The sequence below is a fragment of the Nocardioides sp. CCNWLW239 genome (genome assembly GCF_037137035.1).
Classification (GTDB): domain Bacteria; phylum Actinomycetota; class Actinomycetes; order Propionibacteriales; family Nocardioidaceae; genus Nocardioides.
On sequence record NZ_JBBBNW010000002.1, the window covers coordinates 833,590 to 859,043 of the forward strand.

Genomic DNA, 25,454 nt, shown 5'->3' on the forward strand with positions numbered 1-25,454 from the left:
CCTGACCTCGGATATTTCCGCCGCCGATCCCCGCGCGACATGGAAGACTTCCTCCGCCGGTTCGGGTCGGCAGCCACCACACCACCTGAACAGGGGACAAGAAGTGTCACGTCATGGACGTGTCGTCGCGCTCGCTGCGGCGTCACTCGCTCTCGGCGGGGTGAGCATCATCCCGATGACCTCCCACGCCGCCGAACCCGATCCGATCGCGACCTACAGGGACCGCGCCGGCGTACCTCTCACCATCCACCGGACCGCCGGCGGCGAGGCCGACTTCATCGGCGCGAAGGGCGACGCCGCGGAGCCGCTGGGTGGCTCGGTCGCCCCCGGCAAGGCCGCGCGGACCCACCTCGCCCAGGCCGGCAAGGCCCTCGGCACCGACGACCTCGACCTTCGCGAGAAGGACACGACCGCGGCCGTCGGCGGCGGGTCGGTCACCCGGTTCGACCAGTACGTCGACGGTGTGCCGGTCCTCGGCGGCGAGGTCGTCGTCGGCCTCGACGAGGAGCGCGGCCTGACGTCCGCGGCCACCAACCTCTCCGACGCCACCTCGGCCCAGGCGACCAGCGTCAGCCGCACGAAGGCCGCAGCGGCAGCCAAGGCTGTCGTCGCCAAGGCCCACCAGAACGCCACCGGCGACCTCACCGTCGAGGACCAGGGCGTCTGGCTCTACGACGACGAGCTCGTCCGTGGCCCGCAGATCGGCACGACCAGCGTCCGCCGGCTCTCGGTGTCCAACGGCTCCACGATCCGCGAGACGGTCCTGGTCCACGCCGGCACCGGCCGCGTGCTCATGCACGTCGACGAGATCGCCCACGCCAACCGCCGGATCTGCGACAACGCGAACGTACGACGCGCCGAGATCGGCTGTGCGGACACCAGCACCACGGTGAAGCGCCGCGAAGGTGACCCGGCCTCCGGGATCGACGACGTCGACGGCGCCTACGACCTGCTCGGAGCGACCGCCGACCTGTACGCGTCGCTCGACCTGGACCTGACCGCCGAGATCGGCTGGTCCGACGATGCCACGACCCCGGCGATCACCGCGACCACCCGCTACTGCGAGCAGGCGTTCCCGGACTACAACCCGCCGTGCCCGATGGACAACGCCTTCTGGAACGGCCAGCAGATCTACCTCGGCCAAGGTCTCGTGGTCGACGACATCGTCGCCCACGAGCTCACCCACGGCGTGATCGAGCGCAGCTCGAACCTCTTCTACTGGTATGAGTCGGGCGCGATCAACGAGTCGCTGGCCGACATCATGGGCGAGATCGTCGACCACCGCTACGCGACCGCCGGCGACTCCCCGACCGACTGGCGCCTCGGCGAGGACTCCTCGTTCGGCGCGATCCGGGATCTCGCCAACCCCACGGTCCACGGCCAGCCCGACAGGATGACCAGCTCCCTGTGGGACGCCGACGACAAGACCTACTACGCCGACGGTGGCGGCGTGCACACCAACAGCGGGGTCGGCAACAAGACGGCCTACCTCATCTCCCAGGGTGGCTCGTTCAACGGGCGCACGATGTCGGGGATCGACGGCGACGACGCGAGCCTCCAGAAGACCGCCACGCTCTACCTCTACACCATCCAGCACCTCGTCTCCGGCAGCCAGTACGCCGACCTCGGCCGCACGCTGGTCACCGGCTGTGACGCCCTGGCTGCTGCCGGCACCGCCGGCTTCACCGCGGCCGACTGCGCGCAGGTGCGCCTGGCCACCGAGGCGACCGAGCTCGCGAAGTCCCCCACGAAGGCCGGCGCCACCCGCCCCGCGGAGGCGCCCAGCACCTGTCCCGCCGGCAGCACCGGCAAGACCGCCATGGCCACCCCGTCCACCAGTCGCGGCGGGCTCTGGACCGCCGCGCCGAACGCGGCTCTGGGCATCCCCGCCAACGACCGCGACGGCAACGGTTCGGAGTTCGGCATGAACCCCGACCCCGACGCCTATGGCGACCCGACCGTCAGCGGGCTCACGACGTCCGGCTTCAAGGTGCCGGCGGGCAAGCGGGCCTATCTGCGGTTCAGCCACTGGTATCTGTTCGAGTGGTACACCGGCAGCGACCCCCGCTACCCGACGCCGGAGTACTACGACGGCGGCGAGGCGCGACTGCTGGTCAACGGGGTCGCCACGGCCATCCCGTCCACGGCCTGGGTGAACGGGCCGAAGCAGAAGCTGCTGCTCAACAACCCGTCCAAGCCGCTGACCGGCTTCGGCGGCGACTCCAACGGCTGGATCAGCTCCCGCATCGATCTGTCCGCCTTCGCCGGCAAGACGGTCCAGCTCCAGTGGCTCGTCCGCGGAGACCAGGAGGGCTCGTTCATCGGCTGGTTCATCGACGGCGTGGAGCTCTACACCTGCAACCCGCAGACCATCGCAAACACGGCGGCGCCGAGGATCACCGGCACCCAGCGGGTGGGCTACACCCTGACCGCATCGAAGGGCTCGTGGAGCCCGGCCGCGTCGTCGGTGCGCTACCAGTGGCTGCGCAACGGCGCCGCGATCAGCGGGGCCACCGGGTCGACGTACAAGCTGACCGGCTACGACCACGCCCGGACGATCCAGGTCCGGGTCACCGCCTACTCCTCGGCGTGGCCGGCGGCCAACCCCGGGGTCCGGACGAGCTCGGGCACGGGCAAGATCCTGGCCGGCTACCTGACGTCGGTCACCCCCACGATCAGCGGCACTCGCCGGGTGGGCTACACGCTCACCGCCGTCCGCGGCACCTGGAAGCCCGGAACGATCTCGTACTCCTACCAGTGGCTGCGCAACGGCAAGGTCATCTCCGGAGCCACCGGGAGGACCTACCGACTGAGGTCGATCGACCGCGGTGACCGCATCCGCGTCCGGGTGACCGGCCGCAAGACCGGCTACTACACGAAGTCGGCGACCTCGGCGGCCACCGGCATCATCCGCTGACCCAACCCAACCCGGCCCGGCCCGGCGGCCTCTCAGCCGCCGTCGCCGGGCCGGTCCGGATGGAGCAGCAGCTCGATCTCGTCGATGACCGAATCGGTCACGACACCCGCAGCGAGACCATCGATCCGTATGCCGTCGACAGCGTTCTCGAGCCCGTCGCGACCGGCCAGCCGCGCGGCGGGCAGCGCACGGACCGCGGCAGCGAGCCGCCGCTCCAGCGCGGTGTGCAGGACGGCACGCGGGTCGATGTACGCCGCGCCGATCCGAGGCGGGTCGACGTCGACGGAGAAGGTCGCGAGGACACGTACGTCCTGGTCGTCGCTGGTCCGGGCCCGGACCACGATCGCGATCTCGATCGGCTCGATCGGCCATGCGAGCACCTCGTGAAAGCCCGGAACCGCGAACGTCGTCGACCCCGACGCGATCCGGACGATCCGGCGGTGCCTGGTCACCACCAGACACTCGCCACGGCGCGCTCGCCGCAGCAGCGACGCCACCACCAGGACAATCGCGATCCCCGCGATCGTCAGGACCGTCAGCATCTCCCCCATGGCACGAGTCTTCTCGACCCGCTGCCGATGCCGAATGGGCTCTGCCACCCATTCGTCTCCGTACGTCAGCCCGTTGCGCTCTGCGCCCAGGGACTGATCCGCACCTCGGCCCCGTCGAGGATGTCGAGACCGCTCGGCCCGTCGATCACCGCGACACCGAGCGTGGTCGGCGTACTGCCGGGCATCGCGGTCACGAGCAGCTCCGTCGTGATGTCAGGGTCGTTCGCGGTCGACATCGCCTGCCAGTCGATCACCGCCATCACCGACTGCACCGGAGGGACGACGACGCGCTCGGGCACCATGCCCGGTGCGTAGGGCTTGACCGTCACCTCCGACTGCCGAGCGCCGGCGGCGTTCAAGAACACGACGTCGGGTACGCCCTCGATCGCACAGGCTCGACGGCCGAGGTTGCGGGCCAGGAGCCACGCCTGCCGCGATCCGAGAGCCGCGTCCTGCCCGCCGAAGGTGACCTCGAGATCCGCTGGCCGGCAGGACGGCGCGGCCGGGTCGGCGGGCCAGGGCGCGGCATCGCCGAACGGCGGCATCGTCGTCGGCGCCGGGGTCCTGCCGCCGACCCAGCCCTCCGCCGTGCCGCCACGCGTCCCTTGGACCGAGTACGCGAGCGGCTGTGCCGAGCCTCCGGGATAGCCGTCGTACGCAGTGAGCCACCGGCTGACATCGGTGATCGCACGGTCGCCCTCGGCCGCCTCGACCAGGACGATCAGTGGCTCGAAAGGAGCGGAGAGCTGTGCGGAGGTCACCGACGGGCGCTCGGAGGCGGCTGCCACCAGACCGACCGCGACCGGATCGGGGAGCTCGTTCGACCGGTACCAGGCCTTGCCACCGCGAAGATCGACGGGGCGCTGCTGGTTGCGTGCGGCCGCGGCGACCGCCGCCAGCGCATGCTGCGGCGCCTCGACGTCGGCAGCCGCTGGGCTGCCCGTCTGCGGCTCGGAGACGCTCGAGGACACCGATGTCGCACCGGCCTCGTGCAGAGCGACGGCATCGGCGAGCGCGTCGCCGACGGCATCGACCGGGTCCAGGCCGCTCGCGGCCACCCGGACGTCGGTCCCGCCCATCTCGAACGACACGCTGGTCCGGTCGGCCGGGGCGTCCGGTGCGAGCCGGGCGACCTCGGGCCGCAGCAACCGCAGCACCTCGGAGCCGGCGTCGGCCGCCTCGGGTCCGGACAGATCGTCCTCGAGGGTCACCTCGACGGTCACCGAGTGCTCCGTGCGATCGGCCTCCCCGAAGTCCTCGCCCGGGATGCGCCGGGACTCGTCGACGGCCAGCACGTCGCGTACGCCGGGGACGGACTGCCACGCGTCGGAGAGATCAAGGATCTTCGACACCGTGTCCAGCGCTCTCGTCCCGGCCACCGACGCACCGGGTCGGCCCCAGAGCATCGCGACCGCAGCCCCTGCCACGGCCAGCAGAACCAGGCCGACGGCCACGGCCCTCACCCGGAGCTCGCGCCTTCGGGTGCTGCCCGGCATCGTCACGTACGTCCTCCTCGACCTCTGCGGAAGGCAAAGAGTCGCACAGGACGAGCCTCATCAGCCCGGCAAATGCGGAACCGGCACGATTCCTTCACAGGATCCGTGCCGGTTCACCACATCACGGGGAGCGGGGTCAGGCCGGGCTGATCAAGCCGGGAACCCCTCGCCCTTGGCCGCGAGGTCGCGGAGGTACTGCGTCGGACGGAACCTCTCGCCGTACGTCTCGGCCAGCTCGTCGGCACGAGCCAGGAAGGCCTCGATGCCGATCGAGCCGTCAGCGGCCTCGTAGCCGGTGATGAACTGGGCCGCACCACCGGTCTGCGGCGGGAAGCCGATGCCGAAGATGGAGCCGATGTTGGCGTGGGCGGCGGAGGTGATGACGCCCTCCTCGAAGCACTTCGCCGTCTCGAGCGCCTCGATGAAGAGCATCCGCTCCTCGGCGTCCTTGATCGGGATCTGCTTCTCGGCGACCGGGAACACGCTGCCGAGGTCGGCCCAGATCGAGCCGCGCTTGCCGTCGGTGTAGTCGTAGAACCCGGCACCCTTGAGCTTGCCGGAGCGACCCGCCTCGATGAGGGGGTTGAGCACCTTCTCGGTGGTGGTGAGCTCCTCGATGCCGGCGGCCTCGCGGGTCGTACGAGCGATCTTGACCATGAGCTCGTGGTTGAGCTCGTCGGCGATCTGCAGCGGACCGACCGGGAAGCCGGCCTGGGTCGCGGCACGCTCGAGCGAGTAGGGCGCGAAGCCCTCGGCGAGCAGCTCCAGACCCTCCTGGATCTGGGTGCCGATGACGCGCGAGGTGTAGAAGCCGCGGCTGTCGTTGACGACGATCGGGGTCTTCTTGATCTGCTGGACGATGTCGTAGGCCTTGGCCAGCGCGACATCGCTCGTCTCGGCGCCACGGATGATCTCGACCAGCGGCATCTTGTCCACGGGGGAGAAGAAGTGCAGGCCGATGAAGTCGGCCGGGCGGTCGATGCCCTTGGCGAGCTCGGTGATCGGCAGGGTCGAGGTGTTGGAGCAGAGCACCGCGTCGTCGTTGACGAACGGGGCGATCTCGCTGAAGACCTTCTGCTTCAGCGCGACGTCCTCGAAGACCGCCTCGACGACCACGTCGACACCGGCGAAGTCCTCCGGGGCGACCGTCGGGGTGATCCGGTTGAGGATCTCGTCGGCCTTCTCCTGGGTCAGCTTGCCGCGCGAGACCGCCTTCTCGTTGAGCTTGGCGGTGTAGGCCTTGCCCTTCTCGGCCGCCTCGATCGCGACGTCCTTGAGGACGACCTCGGCACCGGCCCGGGCGAAGGAGTACGCGATGCCCGCACCCATCATCCCGGCGCCCAGAACGCCGACCTTCTTCGCGGTGAACTTCTCCACGCCGTCAGGACGCAGCGTGCCGGCGCCGATGGCGCCGAGGTCGAAGAAGAACGCCTGGATCATGTTCTTCGACTGCTGGCCGGTGACCAGCGAGACGAAGTAGCGCGACTCGATCCGGGTGGCCGTGTCGAAGTCGACCATCGCACCCTCGACCGCGGCCGACAGGATCGCCTTCGGCGCACGCATGTCGGACTGCTTGAGCTGCTTGCGCAGGATCGGCGGGAACGCCGGCAGGAAGCCCGCGAGCGCCGGCGAGGTCGGCTTGCCGCCGGGCATCTTGTAGCCGGGCTTGTCCCACGGCTGCGCGATCTCGTCGGGGTTGGCCTTGATCCACGCCTTCGCGGCGGGCACGAGCTCGTCGGGGGAGGAGACGAGCTCGTGGATCAGACCCTTCTCGAGGGCCGCGGCGGGCTTGAACTTGGTGCCCTGGCCGAGGACGTCCATCAGCCCGGTCATGATCCCCAGGAGACGTACGACGCGGGTGACGCCGCCACCGCCGGGCAGCAGTCCGAGGGAGACCTCGGGCAGGCCGATGTCGTAGCGGGCGTCCAGCGCGATGCGGTGCTGCGCGGCCAGCGCGATCTCCAGGCCACCGCCGAGGGCGGCACCGTTGATCGCGGCGACGACCGGCTTCGGGAAGGTCTCGAGCTTGCGGAGGGTCGCCTTGATCGCCTCCACCTCCTCGAAGACCTGGGCGCCGTTCTCGGGGCGTACCTGGATCATGTTCTTGAGGTCGCCGCCCGCGAAGAAGGTCTTCTTCGCGGAGGCGATGACGACGCCGGTGACGTCGTCTGCTTCGGCGTACAGCCTCTCGACAGCGTCCGCCATCGAGGTCTTGTACAGCTCGTTCATGGTGTTGGCCGACTGGTTCGGGTCGTCCAGGGTCAGCGTGACGATGCCGTCGGCATCGCGGTCATAGCGGACTGCGGTCTCGCTCATCTGTCTTCCTTCAAGTCTGTGTCGGGCACGGCCCGGGATGTTCACCGAGGTACCTCGGTCAGCTGTCGCTTCCTTCGCGGAGTTCCACGAGGGAGGTGGGCGCTCACCGAGTTACCTCGGTGAGCATTCGCGGACGCGTCAGACCAGCTCGACGATCGTCGCGATACCCATGCCGCCACCGACGCACAGCGTGGCGAGGCCGCGCTGCTTGCCCTGACGCTCGAGCTCGTCGACCAGGGTGCCGAGGATGATGGCACCGGTCGCGCCCAGCGGGTGACCCATGGCGATCGCGCCGCCGTTGACGTTGGTGATCGACTCGTCGATGCCCATGTCCTTCATGAACCGCATCGCGACCGCGGCGAACGCCTCGTTGATCTCGAAGAGGTCGATGTCGTCGACGGTGAGGCCGGCCTTGGCCAGCGCCTTGCGCGAGGCCGGGGCCGGGCCGGTGAGCATGATCGTCGGGTCGGCCCCGGAGACGGCGGCCGAGACGATCCGGGCACGCGGGGTGAGACCGTTGGCCTTCCCCGCCTCCTCGGAGCCGATCAGCATCAGCGCGGAGCCGTCGACGATGCCGGAGGAGTTGCCGGCGTGGTGGACGTGGTCGATCTTCTCGACCCAGTGGTACTTCGCCAGCGCGACGTCGTCGAAGCCGGCCTCCTGGCCCTGCTGGAGGAAGGACGGCTTGAGGCCGGCCAGCGTCTCGGCGGTGGTGCCGGGGCGGATCAGCTCGTCGTGGTCGAGCACGGTCAGGCCGGTCTGGTCGACGACCGGGATCACGGCGTCCTTGAAGTAGCCGTTCTCCCAGGCGGCGGCCGCCCGGGCGTGCGACTGCGCGGCGTAACGGTCGACGTCGGCGCGGCTGAAGCCCTCCAGCGTCGCGATCAGGTCGGCGCCGATGCCCTGCGGGACGAAGCCGGTCTTGAGCGCGGTGTCGGGGTCCTGCGCCCAGGCGCCGCCGTCGCTGCCCATCGGCGCCTTGCTCATCGACTCGACGCCACCGGCGAGGATGAGGTCCTCGAACCCGCCGCGTACGCGGGAGGCGGCCTGGTTGACGGCCTCCAGGCCGGATGCGCAGAAGCGGTTGAGCTGCACACCGGCGGTCGTCTCGGGGAGTCCGGCCTTGATGGCGGCGGTCTTGGCGATGTCACCGCCCTGCTCGCCGACAGGGGTGACGACACCGAGGACGACGTCGTCGATCAGCTCGGGGTCGAGGTTGGGGTTGCGCTTGCGCGTCTCGTCGATCAGGCCGACCACCAGGTCGATCGGCTTGACCTCGTGGAGCGCTCCGGTCTTCTTACCCTTCCCGCGCGGCGTGCGCAGGTGGTCATAGATGAATGCTTCAGCCATGCGCCGATTGTGACACTAAAACTGTCACAGTCAACAGGGTTGGTCCGAATGATTCACGATAGGTTGCGCGAGATCGTCCGATTCACGGCGTCCTGGAAGCTCACCACGATCGCCTCGGTGGTCAGCTGCCGCAGCCGCGGGAGCACCTCCTCGAGGCGTGCCGCCTCCTCCGGCGTGTGATGGGTCCGCTTGAACGGGTCCACGACCTGGTCGCGCAGGATGGTGTTGAGCTCGTCGGCGAGATCCGCCATGAGGCGTGACGTCGCTGCGTACGCGGCCGCGAGCGCGTCCCGGGGAAGCCCCAGCGCGATCAGCTCACGGCCGATGCGGGCCTGGATGTCATCGGTCGGCTCGGTGGCCCAGGACGTGATCATGGCGCGCTGCATCGCAAGATCCTCCCGGGTGGTCTCGGCCGGGAGCCGGGCGAGATAGCGCTCGATCGCCTGCAGGGTGAACCCGTGCTCCTGGAGCGCGGTGACCATGTCCAGGCGAGCGCGGTGCTCGGGCCCGTAGTAGGCGACCCGGCCGCGCCTGATCGCCGGCGGGATCAGCCCGAGGCTCGCGTAGTAGCGCGTGGTGCGCACCGACACCCCGGTGACGGTCGACAGCTCGTCGATCGTCATCAGCTCATCGGTCGTCTCGGTCATAGCCAGGGACCGTAGACCAAAGTGTTGCTACTTCGCCAGTGTTACTGTCACAGTTGCTCCGTCGGTGGCTTGCGTCACAGTCGCGAGCCCGATGCGATCGACCGTCGACCAAGGAGTGTCATGCCCGAGAAGCCCACCATCTACGAGGCGGAGCACGAGGACTTCCGCGCCACCGCGAAGGCGTTCTTCGAGAAGGAGGTCGCTCCGTTCCACGACCAGTGGGAGAAGGACGGCATCGTCCCGCGCGAGCTGTGGAAGAAGGCCGGCGACACCGGGCTGCTCTGCTTCGACGTCGACGAGGAGTACGGCGGCCCCGGCATCAAGGACTTCCGGTTCAATGCTGTCCTCCACGAGGAGATGGCGAAGATCGGCGCCAGCGGGCCGGGCTTCTTCGTCCACACCGACATCATCGTCCCCTACATCTCCCACCTCGGCACCCCGGAGCAGAAGCAGCGCTGGCTGCCGGGCTGCGTCTCGGGCGACATCATCACCGCTGTCGCGATGACGGAGCCGGGCGCGGGCTCGGACCTCCAGGGCGTACGCACCACCGCTGTCGACAAGGGCGACCACTACCTCCTCAACGGCTCGAAGACGTTCATCTCCAACGGCATCAACGCCGACCTGGTCATCGTGGTCGCCAAGACCAACCCCGAGGCCGGTGCCCACGGCATCTCGCTGCTCGTCGTCGAGCGCGGCATGGAGGGCTTCGAGCGCGGCCGCAACCTCGACAAGGTCGGCATGAAGGCTCAGGACACCGCCGAGCTCTCCTTCACCGACGTGGTCGTACCGAAGGAGAACCTCCTCGGCGAGGAGGGCTCCGGCTTCATCTCGCTGATGACCCTGCTGCCGCAGGAGCGCATCTCGGTCGCCTCGATCGCGGTCGCCGCGGTCGAGCAGGTCCTCGAGCTCTCGTTGGACTACGCGCGCACCCGCGAGGCCTTCGGCCGCCCGATCGGCCGTTTCCAGAACACCGCGTTCACGCTGGCCGAGATGGCCACCGAGGCCTACCTCGCCCGGCTGTTCCTCAACGACGCCATCACCCAGCTGAACGCCGGCACCGCCGACACCGTCCTGGCCTCGATGGCCAAGTGGTGGACCACCGAGCTGCAGAAGAAGTTCGTCGACCAGGGCGTCCAGATCCACGGCGGCTACGGCTACATGATGGAATACCCGATCGCCAAGGCGTTCATCGACAGCCGCATCCAGACCATCTACGGCGGCACCACCGAGGTGCAGAAGCTGATCATCAGCCGCCACCTCGGGCTCTAGACCTCCGCGGTGTGCTGCCCGGAGTGCGCTGCCGCACTCCGGGCAGCACAAGCCTTCCTAGGAGGAGCCGAACCGTCCCACGAATCCGCGCCCTAGCGCACGTCGCCGCCCCTTGCGATAGATCGCCTCGGTCCGATCGTGGTAGGCCCAACCGTTCCGGGAGGGCCGCACGTCCAGAGCGGCGAAGTGCACGGCCGCGCTTCTGGGTTGTCCTGCACGGGAGTACAGGAATGCCAGTTCCGCATGCACTGCAGCACCCCAAGGACCAGGCCGATGGGCAGGGTGAGACACCGTCTCGGCAGCGATATGGCCGAGTGGATGCGTCTGCGGCCGGTGGGAGGGAATGTCCAGCCACCGCTCGACCTCCACGGTTGCCCAGAGCGCTCGACTCGGCGAACCGAGAGGGGCCACACCGCGGCACTCGTCCGCGAACGCCTCTGCCAGCTCCCACGACCCGAACCATTTGGGTAGCAGATGCTGCAGGAAGGTCTGCTGCGCAGCAAAGTGGTGGGGCACCAGGGCTGCTATGTGGTCATACCTGCGACGAGCCTCGACGATACCGAGTTCCAGGCCCAGGGCGGTGAGGATCCGCCACTCCCAGGCATGGACGTACGTCGGCGCGACCGCGGTCACAGAGGTGAGCAGTTCCTCCGCCGCGGAGAGCGCCTCGAAGAACCCGGCGAACTGTGCCGCGGAAACATACGGGGCCCTGTAGCCGGAACGGCGCAGCCATGCGATACGCACGAACCGGGCGCCCAGCACGGTTCGCGCCATCAGATCTCCACCGTTCGCCGCTGGAATGAGCCAGGCCTCGACGCCATCGGTCTCCGCAATCAGCCCGACCGCTTTGGAACATCTCTCCACGTCGAGCCCGCCAAGGATCCTGGCAGTCAGACCCCAGTCACCGGCTTCCACGGCCGGACGAAGAGCCGGCGTCTCCAACGCCAACCAGGGGTTGTAGGTCTCGGTGGCACGGTTGGTCACTCCGATAGCAGCGGTCATGGCTCACTCTCCCAGCTTGATCCGGCGGCGTACGCCTGCGCCCAGTCCTGCTCCGAGGATCCAGAGCAGGATCGTGATCCCGATCCACACCACGGTGATGGCCAAGTCTTCACCGGCTGGGTCACCGACCATCAGCTCGTATGCGCCGATGAGGGCTGGCAGCGTGCCGATGAAAGCTGCGATGAACACGATGAGTGCGGTCCACGCTGCCCATGGACCGAAGCCGGTCCAACCCGACGCCGCTCGCGAAGGATCGGCATCCTGTCGCGCCGGTCTCTTCGGCGGTTCCGGGACTACCTCAGCGGCACGGGCCGGGTAGGGAAGCACGAGGCCGGCGGGGACGCGGGAGTCGATGTCACGCTTGACGATCTCCGTGCTGAGCCCCTTCCACAAGGTCGGCTCCACGACAACCGCCAGCGCATCCTCGGCGATCAGCCGACGGGCACCGTCAGGCACGGCAACCATCGCCGCCAGCGCATCGAACCGCACCGTGACGACGGAACCGGGCATGCTCCGACTGACTCCATCCGCTCCGATGATCAGCTCGTGACCGTCGCGGACGAGGGAGGCGAACACCGTGCCCTCGACTGCGCTCTCCGAGAGGTGTGGGGCCCGGCTCGCCCCGCCGAATCCGTGACCACCCGGGATCGAGATCAGCGCATCGGACCAGAGCTCCCTCGCGACTGCGGCAACGTCCTCGACTGTCACCCTCTCCAGCTCGGAGCTGTCACGCGGGTCGAAGACGTCCGCGTCCAGGAGTAGACCGATGGCCGTGGATGCGAGCATCGCTGCTCCCAGGTCGGGGATGTCGGTCTCGGCACGAAGTTGCTTGCGTATGGCATCGACGTCGGCCTGGTCGATCTGGCCGGCACGCATGCCGGCCAGGATCTCGGCGACGACACTGACGACGACACCGCTCTTCTCCTCGAGCGCATCCGCGTAGATGGTCAACCTGGCGTGGGCGGCGTCGATCCTGTCATAGCTGCAGCCGGCGTCGTAGGAGAGTCCCTGGTCTCGGCGCAGCTCACGCATCAGCACCCGGGTCGCCACTCCACTGAAGACGTGGGCGGCCATGCTGCGCCGCACCATGGCATCGAGGACGATGCCGTCGAAGCCGCCGCAGAACCATGCTGGTTTGCTCGGGAGTGTCTCGGGTGGGAGAGCCACCGGACGCCGCCCACCCGGCGGAAGCTCCAACGACAGCGTTTCGGGCACCTCGTCGAGCGTGAGGAAGGCGACCGCGTTTCCGCTGGTGAACCAGGTCCTCGCCCACTCTTCGACCTCGGCTGCGCCGATTCGGAAGAGACCTTCCTCGTCCTGCCCGATCAGGCCGGGGCCGCGTGCTCCGTAGCGCCACGTCCTCATCGCTGAATGGATCCCGCCTCGACCACCCCGGGATGCCTCCGTTCGGAGGATGCTCTTCTCGGTGTCGATGCGACCGGTCGGGAGATTGCGCAGTCCGGCACAGACGTCGTTCAGGAAGGTGACGACCTCTTCGCTGGTACCGGTGGCGTGGAAGTAGGTCCACTGCTCGGTCGTGTGTCCGTTCGAGTGCTGGTCGGCGAGGTCGCTGCCGTGCAGCGCGAGATGCTCGACGAGGTGAGTGATCCCGGCGACAGGAAGGGCCTCGTCGGCGTACCCGACCCGGAAGCAGATTCCTCCCGTCACTGGCCCGGTCTTCGAGGCCAGTAGCAGGGGCACGCCGTCGACCACCGTTGGCGTGACCAGACCGTCCAGCGGTGCGATCTTCTCTTTCACGCCGGAGAGGTCAGACCTCACAGTTCCCGCCATGCGTTCCGGACACTCCGACCCGTGCGCCAGCCGAGCAGGCCACACACCAGCGCTACGACGAGGGCGCCACCGACCTCCGCGAGCGTGCCGTCCGCGCCGTACAGGATGGCCATGGCAACCGCCCCGAGGCCGAGAACCGCCAGCAGGAGGAGCCCCGGGATCAGGAAGACAAGTCGGCCGATCGCCAGAACCCGCTCGGGACTGTCTCCGCCCATCGCGAACCGGTAGAACGACGCGTACGAGTCGTCGGCGAGATAGCGCCAACCCGTCCGGGACGGGAACCCGTCGAGCGCCAGGAAATGCGGCTTGGCCAGGGGAGCCTTCCCGGCAAGGCAGTAGAGGAGCGCGAGCTGACTGTGTACGGCGGCTCCCCAGATGCCCGGCCTGTGGTCGGGGTGGTCCACGGTCTCCTCGGCGATCTGCCGGAGCCGATCCAGGTCGATCTTCGCCTTGTAGGACGAGTCGTCCAACCATCGCTCGATCATGACGTCGAGCTCGAGCGCCCGGCTCGGCGAGCCCATGGGCGCGGCGTCGCGGCACTCGGTGGCAAAGGCCTCGGCCGACTCCCAGGATCCGCCCCACTTCGGCACGATCTGCTGGAGATAATTCGACTGGGCGGATGCGTGATGCGGGCTGAGCGCCGCCACCTTGTCGTAGCGTCGACGCGCCTCCTCCAGGCCGAGGGAGAGACCCATGGCGACCGGCTGCCGCATCGTCCAGGCCTGCACGTAGTCGGGCCGTTGGGCGCATACCTCGGTCAGCAACTCCTCGGCCCGGGTCAGCCACTCGTGGAACTGCCGGAACTGCTCGGCCGAGACGTCCGCGGCGCGATGACCGGTGCGGACGGTCCACCCGATGGTCACGTAGCGCGCGCCCAGCAGTGTCTTGGCGACATGATCAGTGGGGTCGTCGGCAAGAACCTTCTCCAACCACTCCTCGCATTCGACGTCCTGGATGCACCCGATGGCGGTGTCGAGACGGGCCTCATCGAAGGTTTCCAGCGAGGCTCGGACTCGCGGCCAGTCACCTGCGTCGACGGCATCTTTCAGCCCGGGGTCGTGCAAGCTCAGCCAAGGGTCGTGGGGTGTGGGGGGACGTTCGGTCATGGTGCTGCTCTCGCGCTCGAGGTAGTGGGCGAGCAGACGCTACTTCCCACCTCACCCCCAAGGGGTAGGGGGTATCTCGATCGTTACCGACGCGTGGCCGGGCGCGCAGTTCAGGAGAGCTCTTGGCTGCGTACGTAGGCGGCGCGGGTGGCCTCGAGGAAGGCCGCCCGCAGGCCGTTCTGCTCCAGCGCGCCGAGGGCTGCAGCGGTGGTGCCGCCAGGGGAGGTGACCTGCTCACGGAGGACGGCGGGGTGGGTGCCGCTCTCGAGCAGCTTGGCGGAACCGGTCAGCGTCTGGATGACGAGGGTCGTGGCGTCGTCCCGGGTCAGGCCGAGGTGGACACCGGCCTCGATCCAGGCCTCGGCGACCAGGAAGACGTACGCCGGGCCGGATCCGCTGACTGCGGTGACGGCGTCGATCTGCGACTCGGGGACGGTGACGACCTTGCCGACGGCGCGCATCAGGTCGGCCGCGGTCTCGACTGCTTCCGGGGTGGCTTTGGCGCCACCGGCGACCGCTGACATTCCCTCGCCGACCAGGGCGGGGGTGTTGGGCATGACCCGGACGACCGAGACCCCCTCCGGCACCGCCGGCTCCATCGCGGAGGTCGGGACGCCGGCGGCGAGAGAGACCACGGTGGTGCCTTCGCGAAGCGCGGACGCGATCGACTCCAGGACAGGTACGACGCCGTAGGGCTTCACGCCGAGCACCACGACATCGGCCTCGGCAGCAGCCTCAGAGGCCGACAGCGTACGGATGCCGTGCTTCTCCCGGAGGGCGGCGGCCTGCTCCTCGCGCGCCTCGACCACGATGACGCTCTGCGGGGAGTGTCCCGCCTCGAGCAGCCCGGCCAGCACGGCCCCGCCCATGTTTCCTGCACCGATGATCGCGATCGTCATGCTCGTCAGTCTCCCAGAGCAGGTGACCTGCATGATTCCGGCCCCAGGCGACCCAAGCAACTGCTAGGTTTCGTTCCCAGGCCCGTCAGACGCCGCTGGTCACCGGGAGGCCACATGCGCATCCGCCGTACGTCTCTGCTCGCTGTGATCGCCCTCGCGGTGACGGTCATGATGGTCGGGCCGCCTGCTGGAGCGGAGCCGGATGCGATCAGCGCCGCCTCGGGTCAGGACACGAAGCGAACGCTTCCGTCGCCGGAGTCGGAGATCAACGTGACCGGTGAGCCGCTCACCGGCACCGCTCCGGACGGCTCCGTGCAAGGGCTCATCGATGCCCACAGCCACATGTTCATGCAGGACGGGATCGGTGGCGCGGCGGTCTGCGGGAAGGCCTTCTCCGAGGCCGGGGTCGCAGACGCGCTGAAGGACTGTCCCTCCCATGGCATCGCCGGCGAGACCGCGCTGCTGGAGAACCTGACCCGCTCGGGGAGCCCGCTCGGGTTCCACGACACCACCGGATGGCCCTCGTTCAAGGACTGGCCGGCCTACGACTCGCTGACCCACCAGCAGATGTACTACCGCTGGGTCGAGCGGGCCTGGCGCGCCGGTCAGCGGATCCTGGTCGTGCAGCTGACCAGCAACAAAGCGCTGTGCGCGATCAACCCCGGCACCCACCAGTCCTGCGACGAGATGACCGCGGTGCGGAGGCAGGCGAAGGACGCCTACGACACCCAGGCGTTCATCGACGCGCAATACGGTGGCGAGGGGCGCGGCTGGTACCGGATCGTCACCGACGCCGACCAGGCGCGCGAGGTGATCGAGGACGGCAAGCTCGCCGTCGTGCTCGGCGTGGAGACCTCCGAGCCGTTCGGCTGCTCTCAGAAGCTGCGGCTGCCCTCGTGCACCCGCGCCAACATCGACAAGGGGCTCGACGAGCTGAAGTCGCTGGGCGTCTCGTCGATGTTCCTGTGCCACAAGTTCGACAACGCGCTGTGCGGGGTCCGCTACGACAAGGGCACCACCGGGCTGCTGATCAACGCCGGTCAGTTCCTCACCACGGGCACGTTCTGGACCCCGAAGGCCTGCGACCCCGACCAGCCGCACGACAACAACCCGCGCCTGGTCGAGCGGCCGGCCGAGCTCGACTGGCTGCCGCAGCCGCCGATCTATCCGTCCGGCACCGTCTGCAACCCCTATGGCCTCTCGGCGCTGGGCGAGTATGCCCTGCGGGGCCTGATCAAGCGGGGCATGATGGTCGAGGTCGACCACATGAGCGCCAAGGCCGCCGACCGCGCCCTCGACATCCTCGAGGAGACGGACTATCCCGGCGTGCTCGCCAGCCACTCCTGGATGGACGAGCGATATCTCGACCGGCTCTACGCCCTCGGTGGTTTCTCGACCATCTACGGCCACAGCACCGACCAGTTCCTGGCGGAGTACGTCCGCACCGCGCCCGTCCGTGACCGCTACGGCGCGGGCATCGGGTTCGGGTTCGACATGAACGGCTTCGGCGGCACCCCCGGCCCGGCGAAGACGCGGGTCGGCTACCCCTTCGAGGGCATCCTCGGCGACTCCGTCGTCGAGCGCCAGGTCACCGGCCAACGGATCTGGGACTACAACACCGACGGCGTCGCCCACTACGGGATGATCCCCGATTACCTCGAGGACCTCCGCCTCACCGGCGGCCAGGACGTCATCGACGACATCGTCCGTGGTTCGGAGTCCTACCTGCGTACGTGGGCGGGGGCACGCTCAGCAGCGCAATGACGCGCGGGCCTGACTCGCCTCTCGAGTCAGAAGAAGCCGGTCAGTCGTCTCGAGGACGCCTCAGCCAGCCGCCACCGAACAGCGCCCAGACGACGAGCAGGGGCTGGAAGAACAGCCGGACCAACCGCTTGGTGTCCGTGTCGAGACCGAACGCGTCGACGCCTTCCACGTATTGCGCGATGTTGCCGGGGAAGATCGCCACGAAGAACGCGGCGAGGAGCGCTCCGACGAGTCGTCGCCGCCCCGGCAGAGCGACGAAGGCCAGCCCGAGCCCGACCTCGACGACGCCCGAGCCGAGGACGGTCAGGTCCTCGTCGATCGGGAACCAGTCGGGCACTTGCGCCCGGAACTCCTGGCGCAGGGCCGTCAGGTGCGCTACGCCGACGGCCATCATCACGACACCCAGCAGGAGGCGCGCGACGGTTCGCGCGATCGAGATCATCGCACCACTGTAGGAGGACGCGAGAGCCCGACGGGGTCGACCACCGCTGGTCGACCTCGTCGGGCGTTTCCTCAGAAGAGGTTGTCGACCAGCGGCGTCGGCGAGCCGAAGCGGTGGGCGGTGATCGAGACGGCCTGCTCGTGCAGGAAGGTGAGCAGCTCGATCCGGCCGGCCTCGACGACGGGCTGGGCGTAGAGGGCGATGTCGACGCGGCCCTGGCTCGCGGCCGCGAAGGCTTCGCGCGAGCCACCCAGGAGGCGTACGCGGCCGGGCGCGTGCGGCCCGGAGAGGATCGATGCCCACGCGGCCATGTCCTCGACGAGGTAGGTCGCACCGGTCGCCTTCACCAGCGAGGCGGTCTCGTCGTCGAGCGCCTCGGCGACGGACACCGTCACCGGCGCGCCGGCAGCGACACCGGCGGCGAGGACGCGAAGCAGGTGGGCGATCGGACCACCTTCGTAGCGGATGGTGACCGGCACCGGCGAGTAGCGCAGCACGTTGACCTCGGCGGTCAGGCGTGAGACGTCTCGAGCAGCGCCGAACTCGCGCTCCCAGGCGACCGCGTCCGAACCGGCGCCCCGCTTGAGCATCTCGAGGTCGTCGATCCCGAGCCGGCCGGCCCAGTCGACGAGCGACCGGACAGCGGCCGACGGCGTCGCGAGCTCGGTGGCCGGAGCCGGGACCCAGTCGCTGAGACCGACCAGGTAGTTGGGGCCACCGGCCTTGGTCCCGGCGCCCACCGCCGACTTCTTCCAGCCGCCGAACGGCTGGCGACGCACGATCGCGCCGGTGATGCCACGGTTGACGTAGACGTTGCCCGCCTCCACCGACTCGAGCCAGTGCGAGATCTCGGCACGGTCGAGGCTGTGGATGCCCGCGGTGAGGCCGTAGTCGACCTCGTTCTGGATCTCGAGCGCCTCGTCGAGCGAGTCGGCCGAGATCAGGCCGAGGACCGGACCGAAGTATTCGGTCAGGTGGAACTCGGAGCCGCGCTTCACGCCGGTCTTCACACCCGGGGACCAGAGCCGGCCGGTGTCGTCGAGCTGGCGCGGCCGCACCAGCCACGACTCACCAGGAGCGAGCGTGGTCAGCGCCTTGAGCAGCTTGCCGGAGGCCGGCTCGATGACCGGGCCCACCTGCACCGTCGGGTCGGTCGGGTAGCCGACGCGAAGCGAGGTGACCGCGTCGATGAGCTGGTCACGGAAGCGGCGCGAGGTCGCGACCGAGCCGACCAGGATGCCCAGCGACGCCGCCGAGCACTTCTGCCCGGCGTGGCCGAAGGCGGAGTAGACGAGATCCTTGACCGCCAGGTCGAGGTCGGCGTCGGGGGTGACCACCAGCGAGTTCTTGCCGGAGGTCTCGGCCAGCATCGGCAGGTCCGAGCGGAACGAGCGGAACAGCTCGGCGGTGTCGAAGGCACCGGTGAGGATCAACCGGTCGACCAGCGGCGAGGAGATCAGCGCACGACCGACCTCGTTCTCCGGCACGTGCACCAGACGCAGGACCTCCTTCGGCACCCCGGCGGCCCAGAGGGTCTCCACGAGCACCGAGCCGCAGCGCTGCGCCTGCGGAGCCGGCTTGATCACCACGGCCGAGCCGGCCGCGAGCGCTGCCGCGACACCGCCGGTCGGGATGGCCAGCGGGAAGTTCCACGGCGGGGTGACCAGGGTGAGGCGGACGGGCACCTGACGGGCACCGTCGACCGTGTCGAGCTCCTCGGCCAGGCTGGCGTAGTAGTTGAGGAAGTCGATCGCCTCGGAGACCTCGGGGTCGCCCTGGTCGAGCGTCTTGCCACACTCGGAGGCACCGACCTCGAGCCACTCGGCGCGGCGGCGCTCGACCTCGACAGCAGCGGCACGCAGCACGGCGGCCCGCTCGGCACCGGTCTTGCGGGCCCAGTCGGCCTGGGCGCCGACGGCGCCCTCGAGCACCGACTCGACGGCCTCGACCGAGGTCACGGTGTGGTCGGCGACGAGCTGCTCACCCAGCGTCGAGGTGCCCACCCGGGCGATGATCGCCTTGCCCCACTCGCGGTTGCCCGGGAGGTGCGGGTCGGTGTCGGGGGTGTTCTCGAAGACCCCGGTCAGCGGCGCATCGGCGACCGGCTGGCGCCGGTCCTGGGTCCGGTTCGGCGCCGGCACGGACTCGTCGACGGCCTCCAAGGAGCGCACGAACCGCTCCTTCTCACGCTTGTAGAGCGCCTCGGAGGAGTTGAGGTCGAAGACGGCCGACATGAAGTTCTCGGTGCTCGCGCCCTCTTCGAGACGGCGCACGAGGTAGGCGATCGCGACGTCGAAGTCCTTCGGGTGCACGACCGGCACGTAGAGCAGCAGGCCACCCACGGTCTCCTGGACCGCCTCGGCCTGGCCCTCGGCCATGCCGAGCAGCATCTCGAACTCGACCGAGTCACGAACCCCACGCTGACCAGCCAGGATCCAGGCGTACGCCACGTCGAACAGGTTGTGACCGGCGACGCCGAGGCGCACGTTGGCCATCCGCTCGGGCGTCAGCGCCCAGGACAGCACCCGCTTGTAGTTGGTGTCGGAGTCCTGCTTGGTCGACCAGGTCGCGACCGGCCAGCCGTGCAGCGAGGCCTCGACGTGCTCCATCGGCAGGTTGGCGCCCTTGACCAGACGCACCTTGATCGACGCGCCCCCACGCGCACGCCGAGCAGCCGACCACTCCTGGAGCCGCATCATCGCCGACATCGCGTCGGGCAGGTAGGCCTGCAGGACGATGCCCGCCTCCAGGTCGGCCAGCTCGGGACGGTCGAGGAGCCGCGTGAAGACGTCGATGGTCATGTCGAGGTCGCGGTATTCCTCCATGTCCAGGTTGATGAACTTCTTCGTCCCGGCGGCCGAGGACTTCGCCGCGTAGGTGTAGAGCGGGAGGAGCCGCTCGACCACGTGCTCGACGGCCTCGTCGTAGGCCCAGACAGCGTGCGGCGCGACCGGCGAGGAGACCTTCACCGAGACGTAGTCGACGTCATCGCGCGCGAGCAGCTTGCGGATGCCTGCCAGACGACGGTCGGCCTCCTTCTGCCCCAGGACGGCCTCACCGAGAAGGTTGATGTTGAGGTCGACGCCGCGTTCGCGGATCCGCTCGATCTGCTTCCCGAGCCGCGCGTCGGAGGCGTCGATCAGCAGGTGGCCGACCATCTGACGCAGCGCGCGGCGCGCCACCGGGATGACGAACCACGGCGCCACCACGGACAGCAGCGCGCCGAGCTTCACACCCAGCTTCAGGTGCCACGGCAGGAACGAAGGTACGTTGCCGGCCAGCTCACGCAGGCTGGCCGCCGCCACGCGTACGTCCTCGGGCCGGATCACCCGGTCGACGAAGCCGACGGTGAAGTCGAGTCCGGACGGGTCCTTGAGTACGTCGGCGAGGCGCTGCGCGGCAGCGGCGGTCGGCTTGGTCGAAGCCTCCGCCAGCCAGCCGCGGACGAGGTTGTCGACCTCGGCGATGAGCGCGTCATTGGTGGTCATAGTGCCGAGTATGCGGCCGAACTCCCGTAAGATAAAGCGATGTTTCTTGGAGGTTATTCGTAAGAAAACCTGAAGGGAAGTGCCGTGCTCGACGTCCGCCGCCTCCGCCTCCTCGCCGAGCTCTCCGCGCGCGGGACCCTTGCGGAGGTCGCCGAGGCCCTCCATCAGAGTCCCTCCTCGGTCTCCCAGCAGCTCGGGCAGCTCGAGCGAGAAGTCGGCGTACCCCTTCTCACTAAGGCGGGAAGGCGGGTCCAGCTCACCGCCGCCGCCGAGGTCCTGGTCGAGCACACCATCGAGATCCTGGCCCGGCTCGAGGCGGCCGAGGCCGCTGTCACCGCGCTCGGCGACGAGACCGCCGGCACCGTGCGGGTCGCCGTCTTCCAGTCCGTGGCCCTCGCCTACATGCCGCAGGCGCTCGCCGACCTGACCCGGCGCCATCCCCGTCTCCGGGTCATGCTGTCCCAGCGCGCGCCCGAGCAGGCGCTCCACGACCTCGCCCTGCGCGAGCTCGACCTGGTCGTCGCCGAGCACTACCCCGACCACGGCGCGCCGCACTTCGACGGTCTCGACCGGCGGCCGCTCACCACCGACCGGCTCCGGCTCGCCCTCCCGCCCCGCGGGTCCGGCGCGATCTGGGACAACATCACCTCCCTCGCCGACGCCGGGTGCGTCCCGTGGGCGATGGAGCCGCCGGGCACCGCCTCGCGGCACTGGATCGAGGAGCAGTGCCGCCGAGCCGGCTTCGAGCCGGAGGTCCGCTACGAGACCGACGACGTCGAGGCCCATGTCGCGCTGGTGGAGACCGGCAACGCCGTCGCCCTCCTCTCCGACCTCATGCGCGTGCGCCACCGGACCGCGGTGCGGCTCATCGATCTGCCGGGTTCGCCGCGGCGTACGGTCTTCACCGCCACCCGCTCCGCCATCGCCGACTCCCCGGGGATCATCGCGTGCCGCGGCGCGCTGGCACGCGTGGTGCCACCGGACCTGACCCTGCCCGACTGAGGAATCCTCAGCCGAAGATCTCCTCGAGTGGCTGGTCGTGGTCGATCGAGAGCCCGTACGCCACCGTGCGGGTGTCGATCATGGCCAGGATGGCCTCGGTGACGACCGAGGTCAGATGCTCGGCGTCGGGGATGCCCTCGCCGAGGTGGACCCAGCGGCGCACAGCACCGAAGACCATCCCGATGAGGCCGTAGATCAGCGGGTCGACGGCTCGCTTGTCGACCTCGGACACCTCGACGCCGGCCAGCTCGAAAGCCGCCAGGATCAGCTCCTTGATCCGCTCTGCGATCCGGTCGAGGCCCTGCTGCAGCGGACCGGTGCCGTTGGGCGCGGTGTCGACGTCGGCCACCTGGTGCAGGAGCGGGTGCTCGAGCGCCCAGGTGACGTACGCCCCGACGGTGCGGGAGATGATCTCGCGGATCGAGCCGGTCAGCTCCATCGCCGGGAAGAGCTTGGCCCACAGCCCGTCGAGGATGTCTGCCTGGATGGCGAGGTCGAGCTCGCGCCGATCGGCGAAGTGACGGTAGACCACGGAACGGGACAGGCCGGCGGCCTGGCCGATCGCCTGCAGGCTGACGTTGACGCCCTCGGTCTCGATCAGACCGATGGCGGCATCGACGATGCGCTTGCGTCGGTCATCGTTGTGACGCTTCCAGCGAACTGCCCGGCCATCCATGGTGGGGCCATCGTAGTCCCCACGCCGTAGGCGCCTCAGGCGAACCGGTTCACCCGAACCTGATCACTCCGTCGGCGACCGGCGCTCCGAGCGCCTTCATGTCGACGAGGTAGTTCTGCTTCGCCGCCCATGGCGCCCGGTCGCCCGCCTTCGGCATGAGGTCCAGCGAGCGCTGGATGTAGCCGGAGGCGAGGTCCATGAACGGCCGCTCCTCGACGTTCGGGTCCCGGGAGACGGAGGCCACGTCGTAGCCGTTCTGCCCCATGAAGTCGAGCAGCCGGATCACGTAGTCGGTGACCAGGTCGGCCTTGAGCGTCCAGGAGGCGTTGGTGTAGCCGATCGTGTAGGCGAAGTTGGGCATCCCGGTGATCATCAGGCCCTTGTAGGCCATCTGCTCGGGCAGGCTGACCGGCTCGCCGTCCACGGTGTAGTCGAGCCCGCCGAAGAGCCTCAGGTTGAGCCCGGTGGCGGAGATGACGATGTCGGCCTCGAGCGTCTCGCCGGACTCGAGCTCGATGCCCTTCGGCACGAACGTCTTGATCCGGTCGGTCACCACCGCGGCGTACCCTTCCCGGATCGACTTCATCATGTCGCCGTCGGGGACGAAGCAGATCCGCTGGTCCCACGGGTTGTAGGGCGGGTTGAAGTGCTTGTCGACGTACGCGACCGCCTCGTCCTTGGTCATGCCGGGACGGCCGCCGCGGGCGGTGAGCCCGTTGATCCACTGGTCGCGGATCACCTTCTTGACGAGCCCGGGGGCGCGACGGGCGAGCTGGTAGGTGCCGACGGTGAGGGCGATGTTCTCCCAGCGGACCGCCTCGTGGCCGAGCTTCTCGCGCACGCGCTTGAAGGGGAGCCTGCCGAGCAGCTTGAACGGAGCCGTCTTCAGCAGCGAGGCGATCGCGTCCTGCCCCGGGCGGGAGAGGATGTAGGTCGGCGTGCGCTGCAGCATCGTCACCTTCTCGGCCCGGTCGCTGCCCTCGCCCGCCAGGTTGGGCAGGAGGGTGACGGCGGTCGCGCCGGAGCCGATGATGACGACCTTCTTGCCCGCATAGTCGAGGTCCTCGGGCCAGTGCTGCGGGTGAACGAAGGTGCCCTCGTAGTCGTCGAGACCGGGAAACTCCGGCTGGTAGCCGTTGGCGTAGTCGTAGTAGCCCGAGCAGTTCCACAGGAAGCCGGCAGTGATCTCGCTCGGGCCGTCCGAGGTCTCGACCGAGACCGTCCACTGCTTGTCCGCGCTGCTCCAGGCGGCGCCGGTGACCTTGTGGCCGTAGCGGATCATCTTGTCGACGCCGTAGTCCTTCGCCGTCTGGCGCAGGTAGTCACGGATCTGGTGGCCGTCGGCGAGCGCCTGTGCGCTCTCCCACGGCCGCCACTTGAAGGCGAAGGTGAACATGTCGGAGTCGGACCGGATGCCCGGGTAGCGGAACAGGTCCCAGGTGCCACCGCTGGCCTCACGCTGCTCGAGGATGGCGAGCGTCCTGCCGGGAAGGCGCTCCCGGAGCTGCGCAGCGGCTCCGATGCCGGAGACGCCGGCACCGATGATCAGTACGTCGACATGCATGTGGTTCAGGTTACCCGGGAGTACGTGTTTGCGACACCCTGTCTCGCAAACTTTTGCTAGCAAGCGTCCGGATTGCGTGACATGCACGTCTCGGTAACACCTGCCACCCCCTCTTCCCTGCGTGCTCACGGGGTCACTAGGCTGCGGTCCGCAGCCGTGGGGGCGGCACGCGTCCACGGCGTCTTGCGGTCATGAACCCGTCGCCTTCGATGGCTGAGGCTGCATCCGGACCGCAAGGCGCGGTCGCACGGTCTTCGAAAGGTTTACGAGTGTTGAGTTTCGTACGCACCGGCGCGGTTGTCGCCGGTGTCGCCCTCGCCGGTCTCGCTGCAACGCCCGCGTTCGCCACCGGCAACCACGGCAGCCCGAACGGCAACAACGGCACCGTCAAGATCGAGAACATCGAGCTCGACGACGACGGCACCCCGGAGAACAACCCTCACCAGGACTGCACGTTCAACGTCGAGTGGTTCGGCTACGACGCGGGTGACGACATCATCTCGAAGGTCACCTTCGAGCTGCACGCCCCCACCAACACGGAGAGCCACGTCCTCTCCGTCTTCGACGGGGACATGACCCCCGTGGTCGGCAAGGACGAAGTCAAGCTCGAGAACGACGCGGCGTCCGGTGCCGGCAACGACAAGGACGGCAGCAAGACCTACACCCTGCACTCGACCGGCGAGCCGAACGCCAACCAGGGTTACCACGTGAAGGTCACTGTCGAGACCCCGCACAGCAAGGGCAACGACACCAAGACCAAGGTGTTCTGGTTCCAGAACTGCGACACCGAGGAGCCTTCGCCGACCCCGTCTCCCTCGGCCCCGGTCGGCGAGGAGCCGTCCGAGGAGCCGAGCGAGAACCCGTCGGAGCAGCCGTCGGATGAGCCGAGCGAGGAGCCCTCCGAGGCCACCCCGGTCGCCGATGAGTCGGAGCCCGCTGACGACGAGTCGTCGGCCGCCCCGGTCGCCGGTGACGAGGACTCCGAGGTCCCGACCAACATCGACGCCGGCCTCGCCGGCGAGAGCGACTCCGCCGTGCCCGCGATGTGGCCGCTGCTGGCCATGCTCGCCGGTGCTGCTGCCGCCGGCACCGCGCTCGTCGTGGTCCTGCGACGCCGTGCCACCGCTCTGGTCCGCAAGGACTGAGCGACCCCGCGTCACCTGGAACGGCGCGG

The 25,454-nt window shown here is 69.0% G+C and carries 18 protein-coding genes; 5 read left to right on the top strand and 13 right to left on the bottom strand.

Annotated elements, in window-relative coordinates; translation table 11 throughout:
• Nucleotides 1-103: 103 nt before the first annotated feature.
• Entirely contained in the window at nucleotides 104-2,917 is a 2,814-nt protein-coding gene (locus tag WBG06_RS09935) for a M4 family metallopeptidase (protein ID WP_336736422.1), read from the top strand.
• 32 nt (nucleotides 2,918-2,949) lie between these two features.
• Here WBG06_RS09935 and WBG06_RS09940 read toward each other — a convergent pair whose 3' ends face one another.
• The 5 genes from WBG06_RS09940 to WBG06_RS09960 form a co-directional block, all read right to left on the bottom strand.
• On the bottom strand, nucleotides 2,950-3,468 hold the full coding sequence (locus WBG06_RS09940) for an SPFH domain-containing protein (RefSeq protein WP_336736423.1): 519 nt from the start codon (nucleotides 3,466-3,468) through the stop codon (nucleotides 2,950-2,952).
• A 65-nt stretch (nucleotides 3,469-3,533) separates the two neighbouring features.
• On the bottom strand, nucleotides 3,534-4,964 hold the full coding sequence (locus tag WBG06_RS09945) for a DUF4232 domain-containing protein (protein WP_336736938.1): 1,431 nt from the start codon (nucleotides 4,962-4,964) through the stop codon (nucleotides 3,534-3,536).
• 150 nt (nucleotides 4,965-5,114) lie between these two features.
• Nucleotides 5,115-7,280 carry a 3-hydroxyacyl-CoA dehydrogenase NAD-binding domain-containing protein gene (locus tag WBG06_RS09950; RefSeq protein WP_336736424.1) on the bottom strand — a complete coding sequence of 722 codons (2,166 nt, stop codon included), beginning with the start codon at nucleotides 7,278-7,280 and terminating at the stop codon, nucleotides 5,115-5,117.
• A 138-nt stretch (nucleotides 7,281-7,418) separates the two neighbouring features.
• The gene (locus WBG06_RS09955; protein WP_336736425.1) at nucleotides 7,419-8,630 is read right to left on the bottom strand and encodes an acetyl-CoA C-acetyltransferase; all 1,212 of its coding nucleotides are present in this window, start codon (nucleotides 8,628-8,630) and stop codon (nucleotides 7,419-7,421) included.
• 53 nt (nucleotides 8,631-8,683) lie between these two features.
• The gene (locus WBG06_RS09960; protein ID WP_336736426.1) at nucleotides 8,684-9,277 is read right to left on the bottom strand and encodes a helix-turn-helix domain-containing protein; all 594 of its coding nucleotides are present in this window, start codon (nucleotides 9,275-9,277) and stop codon (nucleotides 8,684-8,686) included.
• 120 nt (nucleotides 9,278-9,397) lie between these two features.
• Between WBG06_RS09960 and WBG06_RS09965 the strand changes: the two genes are divergently transcribed.
• Nucleotides 9,398-10,546, top strand: coding sequence for an acyl-CoA dehydrogenase family protein (locus WBG06_RS09965; protein ID WP_336736427.1), 1,149 nt, complete (start codon nucleotides 9,398-9,400; stop codon nucleotides 10,544-10,546).
• Between the two features lie 57 nt (nucleotides 10,547-10,603).
• Here WBG06_RS09965 and WBG06_RS09970 read toward each other — a convergent pair whose 3' ends face one another.
• From WBG06_RS09970 to proC, 4 genes are all read right to left on the bottom strand, one after another.
• Entirely contained in the window at nucleotides 10,604-11,548 is a 945-nt protein-coding gene (locus WBG06_RS09970) for a hypothetical protein (RefSeq protein WP_336736428.1), read from the bottom strand.
• Between the two features lie 3 nt (nucleotides 11,549-11,551).
• Nucleotides 11,552-13,306: an insulinase family protein gene (locus tag WBG06_RS09975; protein ID WP_336736429.1), complete on the bottom strand. Its 1,755-nt coding sequence runs from the start codon at nucleotides 13,304-13,306 to the stop codon at nucleotides 11,552-11,554.
• Nucleotides 13,307-13,323: 17 nt separating this feature from the next.
• Nucleotides 13,324-14,445, bottom strand: a complete 1,122-nt coding sequence (locus WBG06_RS09980; protein ID WP_336736430.1) for a hypothetical protein — start codon at nucleotides 14,443-14,445, stop codon at nucleotides 13,324-13,326.
• Between the two features lie 110 nt (nucleotides 14,446-14,555).
• Nucleotides 14,556-15,344 carry a pyrroline-5-carboxylate reductase gene (proC, locus tag WBG06_RS09985; protein WP_336736431.1) on the bottom strand — a complete coding sequence of 263 codons (789 nt, stop codon included), beginning with the start codon at nucleotides 15,342-15,344 and terminating at the stop codon, nucleotides 14,556-14,558.
• Nucleotides 15,345-15,458: 114 nt separating this feature from the next.
• Between proC and WBG06_RS09990 the strand changes: the two genes are divergently transcribed.
• Nucleotides 15,459-17,108, top strand: coding sequence for a Coagulation factor 5/8 type domain-containing protein (locus WBG06_RS09990; protein ID WP_336736432.1), 1,650 nt, complete (start codon nucleotides 15,459-15,461; stop codon nucleotides 17,106-17,108).
• A gap of 40 nt (nucleotides 17,109-17,148) precedes the next feature.
• Here WBG06_RS09990 and WBG06_RS09995 read toward each other — a convergent pair whose 3' ends face one another.
• Together WBG06_RS09995 and WBG06_RS10000 are read right to left on the bottom strand one after the other, a co-directional pair.
• Nucleotides 17,149-17,550 (bottom strand): DoxX family protein, encoded by a 402-nt coding sequence (locus WBG06_RS09995; RefSeq protein ID WP_336736433.1) that lies wholly within the window; start codon nucleotides 17,548-17,550, stop codon nucleotides 17,149-17,151.
• Between the two features lie 71 nt (nucleotides 17,551-17,621).
• Entirely contained in the window at nucleotides 17,622-21,038 is a 3,417-nt protein-coding gene (locus tag WBG06_RS10000; RefSeq protein WP_336736434.1) for a bifunctional proline dehydrogenase/L-glutamate gamma-semialdehyde dehydrogenase, read from the bottom strand.
• 84 nt (nucleotides 21,039-21,122) lie between these two features.
• Between WBG06_RS10000 and WBG06_RS10005 the strand changes: the two genes are divergently transcribed.
• Nucleotides 21,123-22,040: a LysR family transcriptional regulator gene (locus tag WBG06_RS10005; RefSeq protein WP_336736435.1), complete on the top strand. Its 918-nt coding sequence runs from the start codon at nucleotides 21,123-21,125 to the stop codon at nucleotides 22,038-22,040.
• 7 nt (nucleotides 22,041-22,047) lie between these two features.
• Here WBG06_RS10005 and WBG06_RS10010 read toward each other — a convergent pair whose 3' ends face one another.
• The gene (locus WBG06_RS10010) at nucleotides 22,048-22,716 is read right to left on the bottom strand and encodes a TetR/AcrR family transcriptional regulator (protein WP_336736436.1); all 669 of its coding nucleotides are present in this window, start codon (nucleotides 22,714-22,716) and stop codon (nucleotides 22,048-22,050) included.
• 49 nt (nucleotides 22,717-22,765) lie between these two features.
• A complete protein-coding gene (locus tag WBG06_RS10015; protein ID WP_336736437.1) occupies nucleotides 22,766-24,280 on the bottom strand; it encodes a flavin-containing monooxygenase in 1,515 nt (504 codons plus the stop codon).
• Nucleotides 24,281-24,552: 272 nt separating this feature from the next.
• On the opposite strand from WBG06_RS10015, the gene WBG06_RS10020 reads away from it, so the two are divergent.
• Nucleotides 24,553-25,425 carry a hypothetical protein gene (locus WBG06_RS10020; protein WP_336736438.1) on the top strand — a complete coding sequence of 291 codons (873 nt, stop codon included), beginning with the start codon at nucleotides 24,553-24,555 and terminating at the stop codon, nucleotides 25,423-25,425.
• Nucleotides 25,426-25,454 lie beyond the last annotated feature (29 nt).

What these genes read in the sequence shown, in the direction of transcription:
- WBG06_RS09940 (WP_336736423.1), bottom strand. Translation starts at nt 3,468, where the DNA reads ATGGGGGAGATGCTGACGGTCCTGACGATCGCGGGGATCGCGATTGTC.
- WBG06_RS09945 (WP_336736938.1), bottom strand. Translation starts at nt 4,964, where the DNA reads ATGCCGGGCAGCACCCGAAGGCGCGAGCTCCGGGTGAGGGCCGTGGCC.
- WBG06_RS09950 (WP_336736424.1), bottom strand. Translation starts at nt 7,280, where the DNA reads ATGAGCGAGACCGCAGTCCGCTATGACCGCGATGCCGACGGCATCGTC.
- WBG06_RS09955 (WP_336736425.1), bottom strand. Translation starts at nt 8,630, where the DNA reads ATGGCTGAAGCATTCATCTATGACCACCTGCGCACGCCGCGCGGGAAG.
- WBG06_RS09960 (WP_336736426.1), bottom strand. Translation starts at nt 9,277, where the DNA reads ATGACCGAGACGACCGATGAGCTGATGACGATCGACGAGCTGTCGACC.
- WBG06_RS09965 (WP_336736427.1), top strand. Translation starts at nt 9,398, where the DNA reads ATGCCCGAGAAGCCCACCATCTACGAGGCGGAGCACGAGGACTTCCGC.
- WBG06_RS09970 (WP_336736428.1), bottom strand. Translation starts at nt 11,548, where the DNA reads ATGACCGCTGCTATCGGAGTGACCAACCGTGCCACCGAGACCTACAAC.
- WBG06_RS09980 (WP_336736430.1), bottom strand. Translation starts at nt 14,445, where the DNA reads ATGACCGAACGTCCCCCCACACCCCACGACCCTTGGCTGAGCTTGCAC.
- proC (WP_336736431.1), bottom strand. Translation starts at nt 15,344, where the DNA reads ATGACGATCGCGATCATCGGTGCAGGAAACATGGGCGGGGCCGTGCTG.
- WBG06_RS09990 (WP_336736432.1), top strand. Translation starts at nt 15,459, where the DNA reads ATGCGCATCCGCCGTACGTCTCTGCTCGCTGTGATCGCCCTCGCGGTG.
- WBG06_RS09995 (WP_336736433.1), bottom strand. Translation starts at nt 17,550, where the DNA reads ATGATCTCGATCGCGCGAACCGTCGCGCGCCTCCTGCTGGGTGTCGTG.
- WBG06_RS10000 (WP_336736434.1), bottom strand. Translation starts at nt 21,038, where the DNA reads ATGACCACCAATGACGCGCTCATCGCCGAGGTCGACAACCTCGTCCGC.
- WBG06_RS10010 (WP_336736436.1), bottom strand. Translation starts at nt 22,716, where the DNA reads ATGGATGGCCGGGCAGTTCGCTGGAAGCGTCACAACGATGACCGACGC.
- WBG06_RS10015 (WP_336736437.1), bottom strand. Translation starts at nt 24,280, where the DNA reads ATGCATGTCGACGTACTGATCATCGGTGCCGGCGTCTCCGGCATCGGA.